The following is a 16,655-nucleotide window of genomic DNA, read 5'->3' as shown; positions in this document are numbered from 1 at the left end:
TCACTTGACCTGCACGATCCTGGCGACGGACGGCACGCCCCTGGAAAGGATGAACAGCATGTAGTGGCCGGGCGGGGCGTCCACGGCACGAGCGGGCGCGGTGATGGAGAGTGATCCTGATCCCCGGGTAAACGGCAGGAAGTTGATGCGCTGGTTCATGTTGAAAGCGTGCGTCGTCGAGGACAGGCGAATCCAGGTGACCTGGTCGATGCTGGCCGCGTCGGACGTGTTCAACGTAAAGCGTTGGCCGTATCTCACCTGCGCAGGCACCTTGGCGATGACGGGCCGTTTCACCGTCGTCTGGAAGAGGTAGGGCGGCGAGAAAATCTCGGCATTCTGCTGATCGGCCGTGTTCGCCCCCGCGCCGCCCCCCGCCGAGAGTACCCGCCCGTCCGGAAGCAGCACGGCAGTGGAGTGGTACAGCCGGGGCTTGGTCATGCTCGCCAGTTCCGTCCAGTGTTCCGTACTGGGATCCCACACTTCCGCCGCATACACCTGCAAGTCGCCGCAAACGCCGTTGCTCAAGCACCCGTTGGCCTCGCTGGCCCCCTGCGCCTGGGTCCCGCCGGTCACCAGCACCTTACCGTCAGGCAGCAGGGTCGCGTTCAGTTGGCGGCGCGCGTAGTGCATGGGTTCCGTGGCCCGCACCGCGTCGGGGGCACCTGCGTTGAGTTTGGCGAGGTCGATGACCACTGCCGTGTTGGTCGGGTATTCAGGGGACCCGATGTCCACGCCGCCGCCGCCCATCACCAAGATCTTGCCCTGGTTGTACATGACAGCGGTGCCGTACTGGCGGAGAATTTCATCCCGTTCGCGCAGATCCTGCCAGCTTCCACCCGTGGCGCCACTGGTGTCGATGTAGCCCAAGGTCGTCGTTGGCCCGGCGAAGAAGACCCGCCCGTTGGGGTCCTTGCCTTCCGGGTCGGGGACGACGAACAACCAGGGATACCCGGGGGTCTCGCGGTTGATCCCTGTGAGCTGGTGCCACGTGCCGTCGGCCCGGTACACCTCGGGGATTCTGTTGGGGTTCCCGAAGCCCATGTCGTTCTCACCCGCCACAGCCAGAATCTCCCCGGTGGCCAGCGTGGTGGCGCTCGGGTACCAGCGTCCGTTGGCCATGGGGGCACCGCTGCGCCACTGACGGCTCTTCGCGTCGAAGATGTTCAGCGTATTGCTGCCCATGCCCATAGTCACTCCGCCATCCGGCGGTCGGTCGCCCCCAACGACCATCAGGCGCCCGTCAGCGTCGAACGTCATTCCGCTGCAGAAGATAGAGATGGCCGAACCGGTGGTGAGCATCGGGAACGGATAGGACTTGTGGGTGTTCGCCACCGGGTCCCACACGTCCACCGGCTGGTATTTGCCCTTTCGGGTGCTGTAGTAGGCGGTCTGCTCGTTGCCGCCCCAGGTGATGACGTTGCCGTCGGGCATCACCGCCGTGTTGATCGCAATCAGAGGCCAGTTCGTGTCCACCGACGTGCTGTAACCGGGCACAAAGGCCCACTGACCGATTTGGGACGGCGATCCCGTCACCGCCTGACTGACCGGCGCTGTCTGTGGGCCGGATGCGCCCAGTCGTTGTGAGCCGCAGGCCACCAGCAGGGCCCCAGTGATCAGACCGGCGGGAAACCATTTCCGCATAACCTTTCCCCTTTCGCATGGGGAGGAGGATGGGCCTGGACCCACAGTCGACGGACGCCCCACCACAGCCATGAGTAGACCGAGGCTGAGGACCCGGCAGCGTCAGAAGAAATCGTCAACTCCGGCGGGAACACCTCCAGCTTCAGGAGAGACGCACCGAGGATGCCAGAGACAGGCCCTGGCGCGAGACGTCGACCACAAGCAGTGCTGACAAGAAGCAAAAAGAAGGAGAGAAAGGTGCTCCGCACAAGCAGTGGGCCGTGCCAAAAATGTTGGAGTACTTAACTCTAGAGGGCGCGCCCTGCCTTGTCAATAAGGACCTTGAGCAGACGGGAGTCCAGGCCCTTCGCTTGCGTTGAAGGACTGGACCGCAGTCTTCAGTTGCCTCACGAAGGCGGTCAGGTCCCCGCTCTGACGGTGGAGCAGGATCAGAACGCCACCGTGAGGGAGGGCAGGACTCTGGGGAGCAATGAGGGTGACGATGTTGAATACGAACGGAACCCTGCGGGCGAGGGGCGGATCCTTCGCCATGACGCCCGTTGTGCCCCAAGCGCTGATCCGTAGGAGAATAAAGCGCCTGGCCTCCTTGAGGGCATCCCCTGAAGGTCAGGTTGAAGGGAGCAGACCGAACTGAGGGGCACGCGGCGCCCTCCGAGGGGCTGAAATCGTCGCCCCCGTCGGTCACACCAGCCGCTCCCCGGGGCTTCCCCAGGAGAAAACCGCGAACTCAAACAACTGGCGGCGGATTCAGGCCTGGATGAAGCAACGTTCTAGAACGTGCTTGCCGCAGGGGACTCCCTCTCAGCAGTTGCTCCACCCCCTCAACTCTGGAAAACCGCTGGGGTTCAAACTCTTCACCGTCCGTTCGGGTTCGTCCCCAGGCAGAAGGCTGCCCCTCGTGTCTTCCCAGGGTGGGCTGGTCGTCAAGTGCCTCAGTGGGAAGCGTACCCAGGTCCAGCGCCACAAGATGTACGACGAGCAGACAGAAAGTGTTCCCGGTGGGGAACACCTTCTCGACCCTGGTATCAGGCTGTGACAGGCCCCATGCCTGAAGGTAAGGGCTTCTCGGGCCACGGCCTGCGGTCGTCCGCTACCGTTCAGGCCCGAAGAGACTGCCCGTCCCAAAACGTTCTTCGCGGCGTTGTGGTCGGCGTTCGCCTCATGACCGCAGGACACGTACACGAACACCGCCTGAGAGCGCCTGTTGGCCTTCTCGGTATGCCCGCACCGTGAGCAGCGTTGCGAGGTGAAACGCGGGTCTACGCCGATCACTCTCCGTCCAGCATCCGCCGCTTTGAGGGAGAGCAGGTTAAGGAACTGGCCCCACCCAACATCGTGAATCGAGCGGGCGAGGTTGCCCTGACTCATCCCTTTCACGTTCAGGTCTTCGTGGGCGATGAGGTCGTGGTTGTTGACCAGGCGGCGCGCCGCCTGGTGGTGGAAGTCCAACCGCTGCCGGGCCACCTTCCGGTAAATCCTGGCGACGTGCTGCTTGGCCTTCCTGCGCCGCTGGCTGCCCCGCTTCTTGCGGGACAGAGCACGCTGCGCCACCCGCAGCTTGTTCAGGCTGGACTGAAGGAAGCGAGGGTTGTCCACGAACTCCCCATCGGAGGTGATGAGGAAGTGGGTGGTGCCGAGGTCGAGTCCAACGGCGCTGCCCGTTCCGGGCAGCGGACGGGTGGGAGCATCACAGACGTAGACGGCATACCCACTGATTGCCCTCCTTCTTGATGGTGAGCGTCTTGGGCTTGCCCTCCATCCGGCGGTGCATCTTCATCCGCACGTTGCCAATGTTCGGGAGGTAGATGCGTCCGGTGTCCAGCATCTTTCCGGGGCCAAACCAGGTATTCCGGCTGTTGTCCCAGACCTACTTGAACGCGAAGCTGTCCCAGCGGTCTGCTCCCTTGAACCGGGGGTAGCCCGCCGTGACGCCCTGCTTCACGCGACGGAAGAACCCCCGAAAGGCCCGGTCCAGTTGCGTGACCACGCCTTGCAGAACGTGAGCGTGAACCGTCTTGAACTCCGGGCGCACCGCCTTGACTTCGGGCAGGGAGCGCATCTGTTCATAGACGGACACGCTCTTGCCCACCTTCCGGTGGGCATCCCGGCGCTCCTGGAGGGCCGCGTTGTACAACTCTCGCGTGAGACGCAGGGTGTCTAGCAGCGCCGCTTCCTGCGCTTTCGTCGGGTAGAGACGGTAGCGGAAGGCCCTCACTCAGACCCCCTTCTGGTTTTCCACGTACTGCTTGATGGCGCTGAGCGGAGCGCTGCCCACCGTCGAGACGAAGTACGAGTTGGTCCAGAGGGTCGGGAGACGGGACTTCAGCCACGGGAACTCTTGGCGCAGCAGACGGCTGGAACGCCCTTTGGCGAGCTTGACGAAGGTGTGGAGGCCGAACTGGGAGTCGACCTCCACCAGCAGGTGAACGTGGTCGGGCATGACCTCCACGGCCAGCAGCTCGCATTCCTTCTCGGTACACAGCTCGTTCAGGATGGTCTTCAGCCGCTCGTCTCCGCCGTTCACCAGGACGCTTCTCCGGTACTTGGGCGTCCAGACGACGTGGTACTTGCAGGAGTAGACCACGCTGCGGCTCCGCTTGTACTGGAGCGGCAATTTCGCCATGAAGGTTTATTTGGCAGGCAGCTATCTAAGGCAAAGCTTCAGCTTCCCGGCCCCCTTCTGCGGCGATTCGCTCACCCCATCCCTGAACGGAGGGGCTTGCGCCGTTCAATGGGTCAGGGAGGGCTCCTCAGTTTCCCAGATTCACCCACGGGGTCCACCCACCGGCCACCGAGCGTGTCGAGGTCGTGTACACCTGGCCGTCGGTGCCGCGAATCACCACGTTCAGCGTGCCGGAGCCGTCGAAGTCGACCCCGATGATGGACATGGCGCGGGCCTGCGTGGGGAGCCGCTCGGGGGTGCTCCAACTGCCGCTCGGCGAGGGCCGCGTGAACCGGACGATGCTGGTGTCGAGATCCCGCACGAAGACCTCGGTCCGGCCGCCAGGCGCCGTAGCGACGACGGGCTCGCCCATGAACTGCATGGTGCCGAACTCGAGTTTGCGCCAGGGCGTCCACACGTCCTGGTCATCCTGCTGCCGGGTGTACAGCTGGTTGTCGTTTCCGCGCATAAAGAGGTCGAGGCGGCCGTTGGTGTTCGCGACAGCCACCGGGTCGGACTGGAAGCCCTCCCCCAGGGAGATCCACTTCTTCCAGGCCCTGCCCGAGCCCACCTGGGTGGTGTAGCGGATGTTGCCCCCGTTGTCCCGCACGAAGAGGCTGGTGCGTCCGCTGGGCAGCAGGGCGGCCGAGGGGTTCGACCAGACCTCGAAGCCGGGGAACCGGCCCGAGAGGGAGGCGAACGCGCTCCAGCCCCCGTTCCCGGTCTTGTCCGTGCTGACGAGAATCTCGCCGCCGCTGCTCACGACGAAAAGCTGCATGGCGCCGCTCTTGCGGTTCAGGGTCACCGCGGCATCCGACACGCCGCTCCCACCCAGGCTGCGCCAGGAGGTCCAGGGGCCACCCACGGCGGTCTGGAAGCTGTAGAGCATCGTCCCGATATTGCTGTGGACGAATGCGGCCAGACGGCCGTCCGCGTACGCGGCCACGACGGGCTGGGCGGAGAAGTTGCCGCCCAGGTCGCTCCAGGCGCCGAAGGACGAGCCTCCCGCCGCACTCTGGCGGAGGGTGCGGATGGTGCTGGTGCGGTCACCCGTCATGAACGCTTGCAGGAGCCCCTGCCCGTTCCTGAGCACGCTGCCCCCCTGATCGTCCGCAATATTGAAGTACTGCCGCTTCAGCCAGCCCTGGTAGTCCGCGCCCATCCATTGGGGGAACAGCGCGACGTTGGTGCAGTCTGTGGCAGGCGGACAGATCAGCATGTCATGCTGAGCGTAGACACCGAACGTGCTGCTCTTCGCGGCCACCTCCGCCGCACTCAGGTTCGGGAGGTTCTCGGCGTTGATGTTGTAGTCGCGGTAGCGGATGCGGGTGTGAGGCGGGAGATAGCGGCGGTCGGCCGCCTGAGCGAAGCGGGCGCCGATGATGTGGTCGGTGTGGTCCGACATGACGTTCCCGTCCACGTCCCTGATGAAGGGGTCGGGATCGGAGTCCTGGAAGTGCAGGTACTTGGGCTGGGCGAGGTTCATCAGGTCGGCGAGGGTGGCGATCAGCTCTTCCCGCGTGTAGCGCACCCCATCCGACGAGGTGGTTAAAGGGGCGAGGCCGAAATACAGATCGTCCAGCGTGACGACAGAGCTGCTCACCGACCTGTCCGCCGCCTCCGGCAGCCGCATAAACGCCAGAACGATCCGTGAATTCCCCAGCAGGGTCGCCGTCGCGACAGTCTTGCCCGTGCTGGTCCTCATCGTCCCGCGCTGCCAGGCGTTGGAGACCCCGGCCATCTGGGCATAGGCGGCCAGCATGCCCGCCTCGCGCTGCTGGGCATACTCAGCCGCCGTGACCTTCGTTCCGTAGGCCGCGTTGTAGTTGGCGACACCCGGCGGGTTGTCCCCCGTGGTCAGGTAGACCGTGAAGATGCAGTGCCCCGCGCGCAGGGCGGCTGACAGGTCGGGGTTCATGAACAGCAGGTCGTCGTCCTGATGAGCGACCACGTACATGTCCTGCACGCCGCCGCACAGCGTCGGCGCGAGACTGGCCTCCTCAAGACTGCCCTTTTGCCCCGCTGCGATGGGCGCAACGGGGCCAGAACAGGCTGCGAGCGCGAGTGGCAGGCCGAGGAGGAGTAGACGAAGGCCCAGAGGAGAGGGCCGGGTGGCAGGAAGAGTAGACATGGGTACCCCCTCCGGGCCGGTCTCACCACTAGCTCACTCTTCCTCCTCGGTGACCGTTTATGAGGAAAAGGTCATTGCTTCCCGAATTGTTTTGTTCTTTAAGAATGCTTCACACTCGCGGGGTAGACGTGAGAATGTCTTGAGATACTTTTAATCCTGTCTCGACTCTTGACCGTGGCCAAATCAGCAGGATTGGGGGCCGGGGGGCAAGCAGACCTCTCAGAATTTTCATCTCAGAGCGAAGGTGATCCTCCTTTGACAGATGGCGAAGGAGGGCGCCGCGGCCGAGCCGTTCTTTACCCTTTGACGTTCTGGCAACAAGCGTGAGTCGAGTGGCTGACAGGAACACTTTCTGTTCGTGATCCCTGAGAATGGCGCCGCCCTTGCCCTCCACTCCACTAGGGCGACACCCCACAGGTGGAGACTGCGCCTGGGAACGATGCGGGGAACGCCCGTCCACTTGGCTGACGTGTTATCGGCTGGCCATCTGCCTGACCTTCCCTGTCTGGTGTGAGCCCGAACTGCACGGCGTTCGAACACGCTGTCATCCCCACCGGTACACAGCACTTGAGGTCGGCTGGAGAACCATCTGGCCGTGCGCCCTGATGAGATAGGTGGGGCGGCCGGGGTCGAGCCAACCATACAGCTTCTCCTAAGACGCTCGGCTGTGAAATTTTTGACATTTCTTTCGATTAATGTTAAGTTTATCTCAGCACCAGGTCTCACATCATGTGCCCCATATGAGTAGTCCAGCAACGCTCTTGTAGCCAGAGCAGCGTGCCAGCACATCCCATGTCCAGCCACTCTTTGTGGCCTCAACGTACGGTTGAGGCGGAAGAACGTCTCCCACCAGAGCCTGTCTATGCCCACCTGACGCCGCAGTCCCTGCCCCCCCGAGTTGAGGAGTGGTCATGCTGCAAGCAACCAAGCACGCCGATGTTGTCGAGCCACTGCTTCAACTGGCGCCCCTTCCGGACTCCGTCCCCCCCGATGTGGTCGCCGTTATCCCGGCCTTCAACGAGGAGCGGTTTATCGCCAGCGTGGTGATCAGCACCCTGCAGTACGTCCGCCGCGTCATCGTGGTGGATGACGGCTCTTCCGACCGCACGCCGTTCCTCGCCCTCCAGGCAGGGGCGCAGGTGATCCAGCAACCGCACAACATGGGTAAGGCGCAGGCGATCAACGCCGGGTTCCGGGCGGCCCTCGCCCACGCTCCCGCCGCTGTGGTTTGCCTCGACGGCGATGCGCAGCATGACCCCGCAGATCTGCCGAAGGTGGTCCGGCCCATTCTGGAAGAAGGCGCCGACGTAGTGATCGGCTCGCGCTTTCTGGGAATCGAGAACACGGCACCGGGATGGCGCCAGGTGGGTCAGCATGCCCTCACCCGGGTCACCAACGTCACGAGCGGCGTTCACCTGACCGACTCGCAGAGCGGCTTTCGCGCCTTTTCCCCCGCGGCCCTGCGCCTGCTCCGCTTCGACACGCCGGGCCTGTCGGTGGAGTCGGAGATGCAGTTCCTGCTGGCGAATTCCGGCTTGACCGTCAGGGAGGTGCCCATCAGCGTGCGCTATCTGGACGGCAACAAGCGCAACCCGGTGGTCCACGGCCTGCAGGTGCTCGACGCGATCCTGAGCCTGGTGGCACGCCGCCGCCCGCTGCTGTTCTTCTCGTTGCCTGGGTCACTGGTGGCGATGATCGGCCTGCTCGTCGGCCTCAATGTGTGGTCCACTATGGAGCGGACGGGCAACCTGTTGGAAGGCCGCGCCCTCCTGACCTCCCTGCTGGTGATTGGCGGGTTGCTGCTGGCACTCACGGGTGTGCTGCTGCATTCCATGCAGCACATGGCGTCCCACATCGCCGGGCAGGTTAGGAACGACCTGAAGACGCAGATGGAGCGCGAGTGAGACTGGGTGGTCATGAACTGAGGACGAACCCGGGCAGAGTGAGAGGCAGAGACGGTCGAGCCCTTCTGCTTGCAGAACATCCGGACAGCTCACCAGACGTTCTTCTTTACCCGCAAGTCGGTCTGCGCATGCGCCCAGCGGGGACCCGATGAGGGTCCTGTTCGTTCTGGAATACTTCTGGCCGCAGGTGGGGGGCGTCGAGACGCTCTTCGACACTCTGGCCCGCAGCCTGGTGGAGCATGGGCACTCCGCCGATGTGCTCACCACCCGCCTGGAGGGCACCCCCCGCTTCGAGGAGCGCGCAGGCGTCCGCATCCACCGGGTGGGCCGGGCGCGCGGCACAGACCGCCTGGCCTTCACCCTGCAGGCCACGCCGCTGGCCGTCCGCCTGGCACGGCGGGCCGACGTGATCCACACCACCACCTACAACGCCGCCCCCCCCGCCTGGCTGGCCGGGCGCCTGGCGCGCAGGCCCGTCGTGATCACCGTCCACGAGGTGCTGGGGGGCGCCTGGCACGCGCTCCCCGGCTTGAGCTGGCCGCAGGCCGCCCTGCTGCGTGCCCTGGAGTACGCCTGCGTGAAGTTGCCCTTCCAGGGTTACGTGGGGGTCTCGCGCTCCACGCGGGCCGCCCTGCGGCAGATCGGGGTGCCCGACGAGCGGCTCACCTTCATCTATAACGGGATGGACCTGCACGGCTGGGCCGCCGACCCGGAGCTGGCCGCGCGCCTGCGCTCCGAGCTGCTCCCCGCCGGGACGGAAGGCCCCCTGTTCACCTACTACGGGCGGCCCGGAGTGACCAAGGGGGTGGAGGTGCTGATCGCGGCCTTCGAGCGGGTCCGCCAGCAGTTGCCCCAGGCGCGGCTGCGGCTGATCCTGGGCAATTATCCTCAGGAGCGCCGGGCGGAGCTGGAGCGGCTGGCGCTCGCGCGGCTGGGCGAGGCGGTGCGCGTGCTGCCGTCCGTGCCCCGCGCCGAGCTGCCGAGCTATCTGGTCGCCAGCGACGCCGTGGTGGTGCCGTCCCTCACCGAGGGCTTCGGCTTCACGGCCGCGGAGGCTGCGGCGCTCGGCGTGCCGGTCGTCGCCTCCGACGTGGGCTCGCTGCCCGAGGTGCTGACTGAACGGAACGTGCTCGTGCCGCCCGGGGACCCGCAGGCCCTCGCCGCCGGGCTCCTGCGGGTGTGGCGCACCCCGCGCCCGCAGGTCCCGCCGCGCGAGTTTTCCCTGGGCGAGATGACGCTGGCCTACGAGGCGGTGTACCGCCACCTCCTGGCGGGCCGCACCCCGGTCGCGCCGGACCTGGCGGACGTCCTGCCCGGGAGGTCCTGAGCGTGGCCCCGGGAGAACTCGCCCGGCCACCGCGGGTGCTGGTCGTCTCGCAGTACCGGGCAGTGGGGGTGGGGGGCGCCGAGCGGTACATTGACGAGGTATGCCGCCGCCTGGAGCGCCAGCACGGCTTCGTGCTGCACCACCTGGCCGCGGACTTGCCCGCCGAGCTGTCCCCCGCCCGCTGGCACTTTGCAAGTACCGGCATGCATCCCCGCTGGCCGGGGGAAGTCGCCCGGGTACTGCGCGAGTGGCGCCCGGACGCGCTGTACGTGCATCACACGGTGCCCGGCTTGACGGACATCGCCGTGCGCGCCGCCCGGCGCCTGCGGGTGCCGGTCGCACTGATGTACCACAGTGACGTCACCGGCCCCGGACCCGTGCAGCGCATGCTGGGCACCCTGTACCAGCGCCTGCTGGGGGACGGCTCGCTGGCCGCGGCGGACGAGGTGCAGGTGGGCACGCGCGGGTACGTCGAATACTCGTCGGCCCTGCGCCGCCTGGGGCGACCCGTGGTCGAGGCGCCCCCCGGTGTGGACGGCGTGATGGCCGGGGGGGTCCGGCGACCCGGGGGACGTTACCTGCTGTTCGTGGGCAAACCGGATGTTCCCAGCAAGGGCTTCGGGGCGCTGCTGCGCGCGTGGCAGCATTTGCGGCTGGAAGAGCCCGACCTGGAGCTGGCGGTGATCGGGGCCGCCCCACCGCGGGAGACGCCGCCCGGCCTGCGCTGGGTGGGGCTGGTCGCCTCGCGGCGCGAGCTGGCGGACTGGTACGCCTCCGCGCTGCTGACCGTGCTGCCGTCCACCTCCTCGGCGGAATCCTTCGGCATGGTGCTGGCCGAGGCGCTCCTCGCGGGCTGTCCGGTCGTGGGCTCGCGCGTGGGCGGCATCCCGTCCCTGATCGAGGAGGGACAGACGGGCTATCTCGCCGCGCCCGGCGACACCGCCAGCCTGCTGCGGGCCCTGCGCGCCGGGGTGCGGCATCACCCGACGTTGCAAGCCGGGGTGAACGCGCGGCGGGGCGAGTATCTCACCCGTTTCAGCTGGAACCGGACTGCGGACATCGTCGCCCGGTCCCTGCGAGGCCTGGCAGCGCGGAGGACGTTACCAGAGGGACAGGGGTGGCCCGCAACGGCCTGGCCGGGGAGACCCCTGTGAATGCCTTGCGGCTCCTGGGTTGGGCGGCGGCGGGGCATGTGACACAGCGGGCCGCGCAGGCATGGCGGAGCGGGTCAGGCGCCCGCGGGACGGCCCCCGCTCACGAACCGCGGACGACCCCCATCCTGCCCGGCGTGAGCGTGATCGTTCCCGCCTGGAATGATGCGGACGCGTTGGAAGGAATATTCCCGGCGTTGAGCGCCGCCCTGACGGAGTACCCCGGCGAGGTCCAACTGCTGCTGGTGGCGGGCGGGCAGGACGGCACCTTCGAGCGGGCGCAGGGGTTGCTGCGCTCGCCCCCCGCGCCGAATGTTCGGGGAGCCGTGCTGCCGCAGACTGCCCGCGGCAAGAACGCCGCCCTGAACTTAGGCGTGCAGGCGGCCCACCACGACCTCCTCGTCTTTCTCGACGCGGACACGACCGTTGAACCCGGCTGGCTTCCCGCGCTGGTCCGGCCCCTGGTGGGGGAACGGGCGGAGGCGACGACCGGAAGATTCAGTGCTTACACGCCCACGCCGGTCAGCGGCCTCTTCGAGGTGGACCAACTGGCTGGGCAGGTGCTGGACGGGCGGGTCACCCTGTTCGGCGGGGGCAGCATCGCCCTGTCCCGCGCCGCGCTGGACCGCGTGGGCGGCGCGCTCCCCGAGGACGTGCCCGTCGGCGTGGACTGGGACCTCTCCGAACGGCTGGGGCAGGCGGGCGCCCGCTTCGCCTTCTGCGAGGGGGCGCGGGTGCGGACGGAGATCGCGCAGACCTGGCCCGAGTACTGGCGGGGCGAGGTGCGCTGGCGCCGCGCGTACCTGCGGGGCCAGATGCGGCATCTGCGCCGGGATAGGCGCCCGGGGCGGCTGCTGGGGCTGCTGTACGTGCCGCTGGTGCAGGCGGCGGTGCTGCTGGGGTGGCTGGCCTTCCCCACGGCGGCCCGCGTGGCGAGGAGGCCTGCCCGGTCCGGACTGCTGGCGTGGGGCCTGTTCGCCGGGTGGGTGCTGGGCCGACACGCCACGACCTGCCTGCGGGTGTACGCCTATACCCGCGACCCCCGCTGGCTGCGCCTCACGCCTACCTACCTCCTGAGCTTCGTGGTGTCCGCCGCCGCGTCGTGGTCGGCCATCCTCAGCCTTGGTCGGGTGTCCGCGCACTTCAAAGGGCAGCGGCGGCGGAGGACCGAACCATGACCCTGAATCCACAAGAACGCTACGCCATCGACACCCGCACCCTGCTGGACCTCACCGCCTACGAGCTGCGCCGCCTGGGGCTGCCCCCCGGAACCCCGGTCGCCGTCCACGCCGCGCACTCCGAACTGCGCGAGGACCTGGCCGACCGCCTGGAGGACCAGGTGCGGATCGTGAGCGGACCGCAGGCGGAGGAGGCATCCGTCCATATCTATCTCTGGAGCCTGGAGTTGCAGGCTGGACCGCCCGCCTTCCCGCCCGGGGCGCGGCACGTGCTGGTGGCCTTTCGCAACCGATTGAGCCACCGATCGCTGGTCAACCGGCGCTTTCGCGGCGTCTGGTACCCCACCCTTGAGCGGCAGTTCCGGCGGGCGTACCGGCTGCGCGCGGGGTGGGGCGTGCTGGGGCCGGGGCGGGTGGCATGGCTGGCGGCCTCAGCCCTGGCGAACCGCGCCCGGCGCTACGACCTGGGATACGCCTGGGCGGACCGGGCGCTGCTGACCCCCACCGAGCGGGGCTGGCCGCGCTACGCCTGCCCCCAGGGCCTGCTTGTCGGGAGCCGGGCATGACGGCGACGCTGACCGCCCCGTCTGGGGTCCAGACGGACCACCTCGCCCGCGCCCTCGGTGGGCTGGACGCCTGGCTGGAGGGCATGCGCGGCCCCGACGGGTACGGCGGGCCGGTGATGCACTGGTGGGAGAGCAACTTCCTGTACACCGGCGCGCTGTACGACTGGCGCTACGAGGGCGTGATCGACGGCTACCGCGAGCTGTTCCTGCGGACGGGGCAGCCCGGGTTCCTGGACCGGGCGATCCGCGCGGCGGACGAGTTGCTGGGGCAGCAGCTTCCCGACGGGCGCTGGCGCCGCTCCTCCTTCCAGTTCGGCCCCGTGGCGGGAGGGACCCCGCACGAGGCGGGGCTGGACTCGGCGCTGCTGGGACTCGCACGCACCCTGCGGGACCTGGGCCGGGATGGGGAACGCTACGTGCGGGCCGCCCGCGCGAACATCGAGGGGTACTGGATCGGGCAGCTCTGGAACGGCCGGGGCTTTCAGGACCAGCCGTACAACCCCGTCCTGGTCGCCAACAAGCACGCCACGCTGCTGGAGGCGCTCGCCACGTGCGAGGCCCTCACCGGGGCCGACTTCACGGAATACATCGAGCGCTGTGCCGCGGTCGTGCTGGGCGCGCAGATGCAAGGTGGGCCGCAGCGGGGCGGCACCGTCCACCTGGGGATCGGTCCATCCCGGCTCGCCATCCCCATCTACACTGGGCGCTCCATGAACGGGCTGCTCGCCTATTTCGACCGCACCCGGGACCCGCGGGTGACGGCGGCCCTGGGGCAGGCCGCGGAGTTCCTGGGGCGGCTCATCACGCCGGAGGGCGTCCTCTGGGGCATCTACGGCGAGGGGCGCACCGCCCGCAACCCGCTGATGGTGGCGGGGGCAGGGGACGTGCTGCGCTTCCTGTTGCGGGTGCGGGAACGGGACCTGGCCCCGGTGGAGCAGGGGGTGGGGACCCTCACGGCCCTGCTGCTGGGCGCGCAGACGCCGGGAGGAGGTCTACCAACCGCACGGGGCTTCGCGGCCAAGGGGCTGTCCCATTCGACCTCTCGGGTCGACCTTCGCGACGTGCTGCCGGTCGTGGGCTGGGTGGACAAGGCCTTCCGGGCGCTGGCGCTCGCCCTGCCCCCGGGGGGCCGGGTGCCGACCGTCCCCGTGCAGTCCTACGGGCTTGAGGTGACGTGGCGGGGACGGCGCTGCACCTTCGAGGAGACGCTGGAGAGCCTGCGGGTGCTGGGGGCGCGGGGGCGGCTGCGCTACCACTGGGCCAAGGGCGAACCCAGCCCGCGGGTGTATGACCTGTAGCCGTGTCCACACCGGGCCGGAGCGCGATGGGCCTGGCCCGTGGCGTCCTCTCCACGCCCGGGGCCGCCTGGGGCTGCGTGACGAGCGGCAGGACATGGCGGGGGATGGGGAGCAGCGTGTCCGGTGACCTGGGGAAGACGCCCCGCGGGCTGACCCACGCGCCGGGCCTTCATGGGGATGTTACTCCGGAGCGGACGGCTCCCTCGACCGTGCGTAATGGCCTGTGGAATGCCGGGGCCAATGCGCTGATCGCCGTGGCAGGCCTGTTCAGCTCGGTGGTGGTGGTCCGCAGCCTGTCCCCGGAAGCGTACGGCGTGATGAGCTATTACCTGTGGCTTGCCAGCGTGACCGGCGCCCTGGGCACGCTGGCGCTGCCGCACGCGCTGACCAAGGTCGCCGCGGAACTGCTCGGCCAGAACCGTGAGCCGGACGCGGAGGCCCTCACCGCACTGGTGTGGCGGGTCACTCTGCTCCTCAACGGGGTCATCCTGCTGCTACTAACCGCCGTGTGGCTAGGGCAAGGCCGCAACCCGTACCTCCTGATGGTCGCGGCCACGCAACTTCCCCTGGCCCTGGCCAGCATCGTCTCGTCACATCTGTGGGCACGGCAGGATTATCGGCCCGTGGCTCTCTGGACGGGCGCCGCCGCCCTGGTGCAGGTGGCGCTGGTGGTGCTGGCACACACGTTCGGCTGGGCTGGCCCAGGCTTTGCCGCAGCTGTCCTGGGGAGCGGTGCCGTGACCTGGCTGGGCCTACTGGGGCACCTGGGGCGCATACCCGGCTCCCGGGGCGGCCGGGTGTTGCGGCCAGTGCTGGGGCAGTACGCGGCATTCCTGCTGCCCGCCACGCTTTCTCGCCTGATTGAGGTTGTGGTCTGGCAGCGCTCCGAGCTGTTCTTTCTCTCCCGCTTCTCCGGCGAGACCCAGATCGGCTTCTACAACCTGGCGTACACCATCTACAGCATCGCCCTGGCCGTGGGCTGGGCGCTGATCAACGGGTACTACCCAGCCATCTCGCACCATCACGGAGCGCGGCAGCCCCAGGCTATTCGCCGTCAGGTACAGCAGGGCGTGACGCTGGCGGTGCTATACGCTGCCCCAGTGAGTTTCGGTGCGGTCGTGCTATTGAACGGCGTGGTCCGGCTGCTGTACGGGGACAAGATGCTGCCTGCCGTGGCTGTCGGTCAGGTGCTGCTGCTGGGCCTGACGCCGGGCGTGCTCTGCGGCATGCTCACCCTCACCCTATCCGCGGTGGGCCGAGTATGGTTGGGGGTGACGCTTGGCCTGCTGGTGGCCCTGGTCAACCTGTGGCTGGCCCTGTGGTTGATCCCTCGTCAGGGGGCCCTGGGGGCCGCCGTGGCCACGACGGCCGCGCAGTTCGTGTACTTCCTCGGGTTAAGTTGGGTGGTGTCACGGGTGTGTGGACTGCGGATAGCCTGGGCGCCGCCGACGCGGCTGCTGCTGCTGGCCAGCGCGACCACGCTGGCGCTGCCGCTGCTGCTGCTGCACCTTCTGCCCGGGCCGGACCTGCTGAAGTTGCTGCTGGCTACCCTGGTGAGCGGGGCCTGCTACCTCGCGCTGCTGTGGCGTGGGGGGGAACTGCGACTGCTTCAGACTCAGGGGGGACCGTCATGAAGATCCTGCATGTGGTCGGCGCGATCCGTCTGCCACCCCATCCGGAGGTGGAGGGGTGCAGCGGCGTGGCACGGGCCACCCTGGAACTCGCCCGCGCGCAGGTCGAACAGGGGCACGAGGTCTGGATCGCGGTGGTGGGGAAGGGCGCCTGGCGTGAGGTGTGGCGCGGGGTGCATCTGGTGCAGCTCCCACACCGTCCCTGGGCAAAGGGGCGCGTCGGGGGGCGGACACTGGATTTCAGCGTTCACCTGCCTTACATTGCCCTGACTCGTCGGGAGCACTTCGACGTGATCCATGGCCACATGTACCCGTACCTGCGCTTCCTGCGCGGGAGGGCGCGGGTCACCCACTTTCATAGTGATCCCGGCGGCATAAGCGTGCCGGACCTGCAGCTCATCTTGCGTCACAGTGACGCGCAGATTGGCGTAAGCGCCTTCGTGACCGAGGGGTTGCGCCGCCGCCTCCCGGGGGTCGGCTCCATTCACACGGTTTACAACGGGGTGGACCTGGCCACCTTCGACAGCGGGCGCTGGCAGGACGAGCGGCGCCGCTTGCGGGCGGAGTGGGGGCTGGGTGAGGACGACGTCGCCTTTCTGTTCGCCGGGGCCATCGTGCCGGAAAAGGGCGTGCTGGAGCTGGGCCGAGCCTTCGCGCACCTGAGCGCCACTGAGCCCCGCGTGCATCTGGTGCTCGCCGGGGACGCGGGCCTGTGGGACCTGACCGTGCGGCCCCATGAGGGCGCGCAGGCGTACCACGCGGAGGTGCTGCGCGAGCTGGGACAGGTCCGCCCGCCGGGCCAGGTCCACGCCCTGGGGCGGGTGAGCGCCCGCGACATGGGGGCGGTCCACGCCGCCTGCGACGTCCTCACGGTGCCCTCGTACACCGAGACCTTCTCGCTGTCCGCACTGGAGAGCATGGCGAGCGGGCGCCCGGTCATCGCCTCCGCAGTGGGCGGCCTGCCCGAGGTGGTCGGGCTGGGGGCAGGCCTGCTGGTGCCCCCGGGGGACGAGCGGGCGCTGGAGGAGGCCATGCGCCGCCTCGCCCGCGACCGGCAGACGCGGCTCGCGCTCGGGCAGCGGGCCTGCGAGCGGGTACGGCACCTTTCCTGGGACGCCGCCGCGCGGTCCCTGGAAGCGATCTACGCTCAGCACCTGGGAGGCTGA

General features: G+C 68.1%; 14 protein-coding genes and 1 riboswitch. Of the genes, 8 read left to right on the top strand and 6 right to left on the bottom strand.

What is annotated here, in order from left to right; translation table 11 throughout:
• The 6 genes from F784_RS23880 to F784_RS0119265 all read right to left on the bottom strand — a co-directional run bounded on the left by F784_RS23880 (position 1) and on the right by F784_RS0119265 (position 6,434).
• Positions 1-1,494 (bottom strand): galactose oxidase early set domain-containing protein, encoded by a 1,494-nt coding sequence (locus tag F784_RS23880; RefSeq protein WP_211211917.1) that lies wholly within the window; start codon positions 1,492-1,494, stop codon positions 1-3.
• A gap of 948 nt (positions 1,495-2,442) precedes the next feature.
• Complete coding sequence (locus tag F784_RS27360; protein WP_245557958.1) at positions 2,443-3,312, bottom strand: RNA-guided endonuclease InsQ/TnpB family protein; 870 nt, start codon at positions 3,310-3,312, stop codon at positions 2,443-2,445.
• A 16-nt stretch (positions 3,313-3,328) separates the two neighbouring features.
• Positions 3,329-3,466, bottom strand: coding sequence for a hypothetical protein (locus tag F784_RS27355; RefSeq protein ID WP_245557956.1), 138 nt, complete (start codon positions 3,464-3,466; stop codon positions 3,329-3,331).
• Positions 3,467-3,508: 42 nt separating this feature from the next.
• On the bottom strand, positions 3,509-3,856 hold the full coding sequence (locus tag F784_RS27350) for an RNA-guided endonuclease InsQ/TnpB family protein (protein WP_026332596.1): 348 nt from the start codon (positions 3,854-3,856) through the stop codon (positions 3,509-3,511).
• On the bottom strand, positions 3,857-4,264 hold the full coding sequence (tnpA, locus tag F784_RS0119270; protein ID WP_019588364.1) for an IS200/IS605 family transposase: 408 nt from the start codon (positions 4,262-4,264) through the stop codon (positions 3,857-3,859). It abuts the gene before it with no gap.
• Positions 4,265-4,391: 127 nt separating this feature from the next.
• Entirely contained in the window at positions 4,392-6,434 is a 2,043-nt protein-coding gene (locus F784_RS0119265) for a DUF8189 domain-containing protein (protein ID WP_083939283.1), read from the bottom strand.
• A gap of 5 nt (positions 6,435-6,439) precedes the next feature.
• Positions 6,440-6,525: riboswitch (cyclic di-GMP riboswitch) on the bottom strand.
• A gap of 820 nt (positions 6,526-7,345) precedes the next feature.
• On the opposite strand from F784_RS0119265, the gene F784_RS0119260 reads away from it, so the two are divergent.
• From F784_RS0119260 to F784_RS0119225, 8 genes are all read left to right on the top strand, one after another.
• On the top strand, positions 7,346-8,338 hold the full coding sequence (locus F784_RS0119260; RefSeq protein WP_019588362.1) for a glycosyltransferase family 2 protein: 993 nt from the start codon (positions 7,346-7,348) through the stop codon (positions 8,336-8,338).
• Positions 8,339-8,486: 148 nt separating this feature from the next.
• Complete coding sequence (locus F784_RS24900) at positions 8,487-9,665, top strand: glycosyltransferase family 4 protein (RefSeq protein WP_019588361.1); 1,179 nt, start codon at positions 8,487-8,489, stop codon at positions 9,663-9,665.
• Positions 9,666-9,667: 2 nt separating this feature from the next.
• Positions 9,668-10,819 (top strand): glycosyltransferase family 4 protein, encoded by a 1,152-nt coding sequence (locus tag F784_RS0119250; protein WP_040383590.1) that lies wholly within the window; start codon positions 9,668-9,670, stop codon positions 10,817-10,819.
• 134 nt (positions 10,820-10,953) lie between these two features.
• Complete coding sequence (locus F784_RS26690; protein ID WP_169405715.1) at positions 10,954-11,994, top strand: glycosyltransferase family 2 protein; 1,041 nt, start codon at positions 10,954-10,956, stop codon at positions 11,992-11,994.
• Positions 11,991-12,560, top strand: a complete 570-nt coding sequence (locus F784_RS0119240; RefSeq protein WP_019588358.1) for a hypothetical protein — start codon at positions 11,991-11,993, stop codon at positions 12,558-12,560. Before F784_RS26690 ends, F784_RS0119240 begins: the two co-directional genes overlap by 4 nt.
• On the top strand, positions 12,557-13,858 hold the full coding sequence (locus tag F784_RS0119235; protein ID WP_019588357.1) for a hypothetical protein: 1,302 nt from the start codon (positions 12,557-12,559) through the stop codon (positions 13,856-13,858). Before F784_RS0119240 ends, F784_RS0119235 begins: the two co-directional genes overlap by 4 nt.
• A 2-nt stretch (positions 13,859-13,860) precedes the next feature.
• Positions 13,861-15,492 (top strand): MATE family efflux transporter, encoded by a 1,632-nt coding sequence (locus F784_RS0119230; RefSeq protein WP_157465380.1) that lies wholly within the window; start codon positions 13,861-13,863, stop codon positions 15,490-15,492.
• Entirely contained in the window at positions 15,489-16,655 is a 1,167-nt protein-coding gene (locus tag F784_RS0119225) for a glycosyltransferase family 4 protein (RefSeq protein WP_019588355.1), read from the top strand. The genes F784_RS0119230 and F784_RS0119225 overlap by 4 nt, the downstream gene beginning before the upstream one ends.

Source organism: Deinococcus apachensis DSM 19763, from assembly GCF_000381345.1.
In the GTDB taxonomy this organism is placed as follows: Bacteria; Deinococcota; Deinococci; order Deinococcales; family Deinococcaceae; genus Deinococcus; species Deinococcus apachensis.
The sequence above is the reverse complement of the archived record's forward strand: the minus strand, read 5'-3'. Positions and strand labels throughout refer to the sequence as shown.

Bases quoted from the DNA above. Each gene is read 5' to 3' on its own strand.
- F784_RS27355 (WP_245557956.1), bottom strand. From the start codon at position 3,466: ATGCTGGACACCGGACGCATCTACCTCCCGAACATTGGCAACGTGCGG.
- tnpA (WP_019588364.1), bottom strand. From the start codon at position 4,264: ATGGCGAAATTGCCGCTCCAGTACAAGCGGAGCCGCAGCGTGGTCTAC.
- F784_RS0119265 (WP_083939283.1), bottom strand. From the start codon at position 6,434: ATGTCTACTCTTCCTGCCACCCGGCCCTCTCCTCTGGGCCTTCGTCTA.
- F784_RS0119260 (WP_019588362.1), top strand. From the start codon at position 7,346: ATGCTGCAAGCAACCAAGCACGCCGATGTTGTCGAGCCACTGCTTCAA.
- F784_RS24900 (WP_019588361.1), top strand. From the start codon at position 8,487: ATGAGGGTCCTGTTCGTTCTGGAATACTTCTGGCCGCAGGTGGGGGGC.
- F784_RS0119240 (WP_019588358.1), top strand. From the start codon at position 11,991: ATGACCCTGAATCCACAAGAACGCTACGCCATCGACACCCGCACCCTG.
- F784_RS0119235 (WP_019588357.1), top strand. From the start codon at position 12,557: ATGACGGCGACGCTGACCGCCCCGTCTGGGGTCCAGACGGACCACCTC.
- F784_RS0119225 (WP_019588355.1), top strand. From the start codon at position 15,489: ATGAAGATCCTGCATGTGGTCGGCGCGATCCGTCTGCCACCCCATCCG.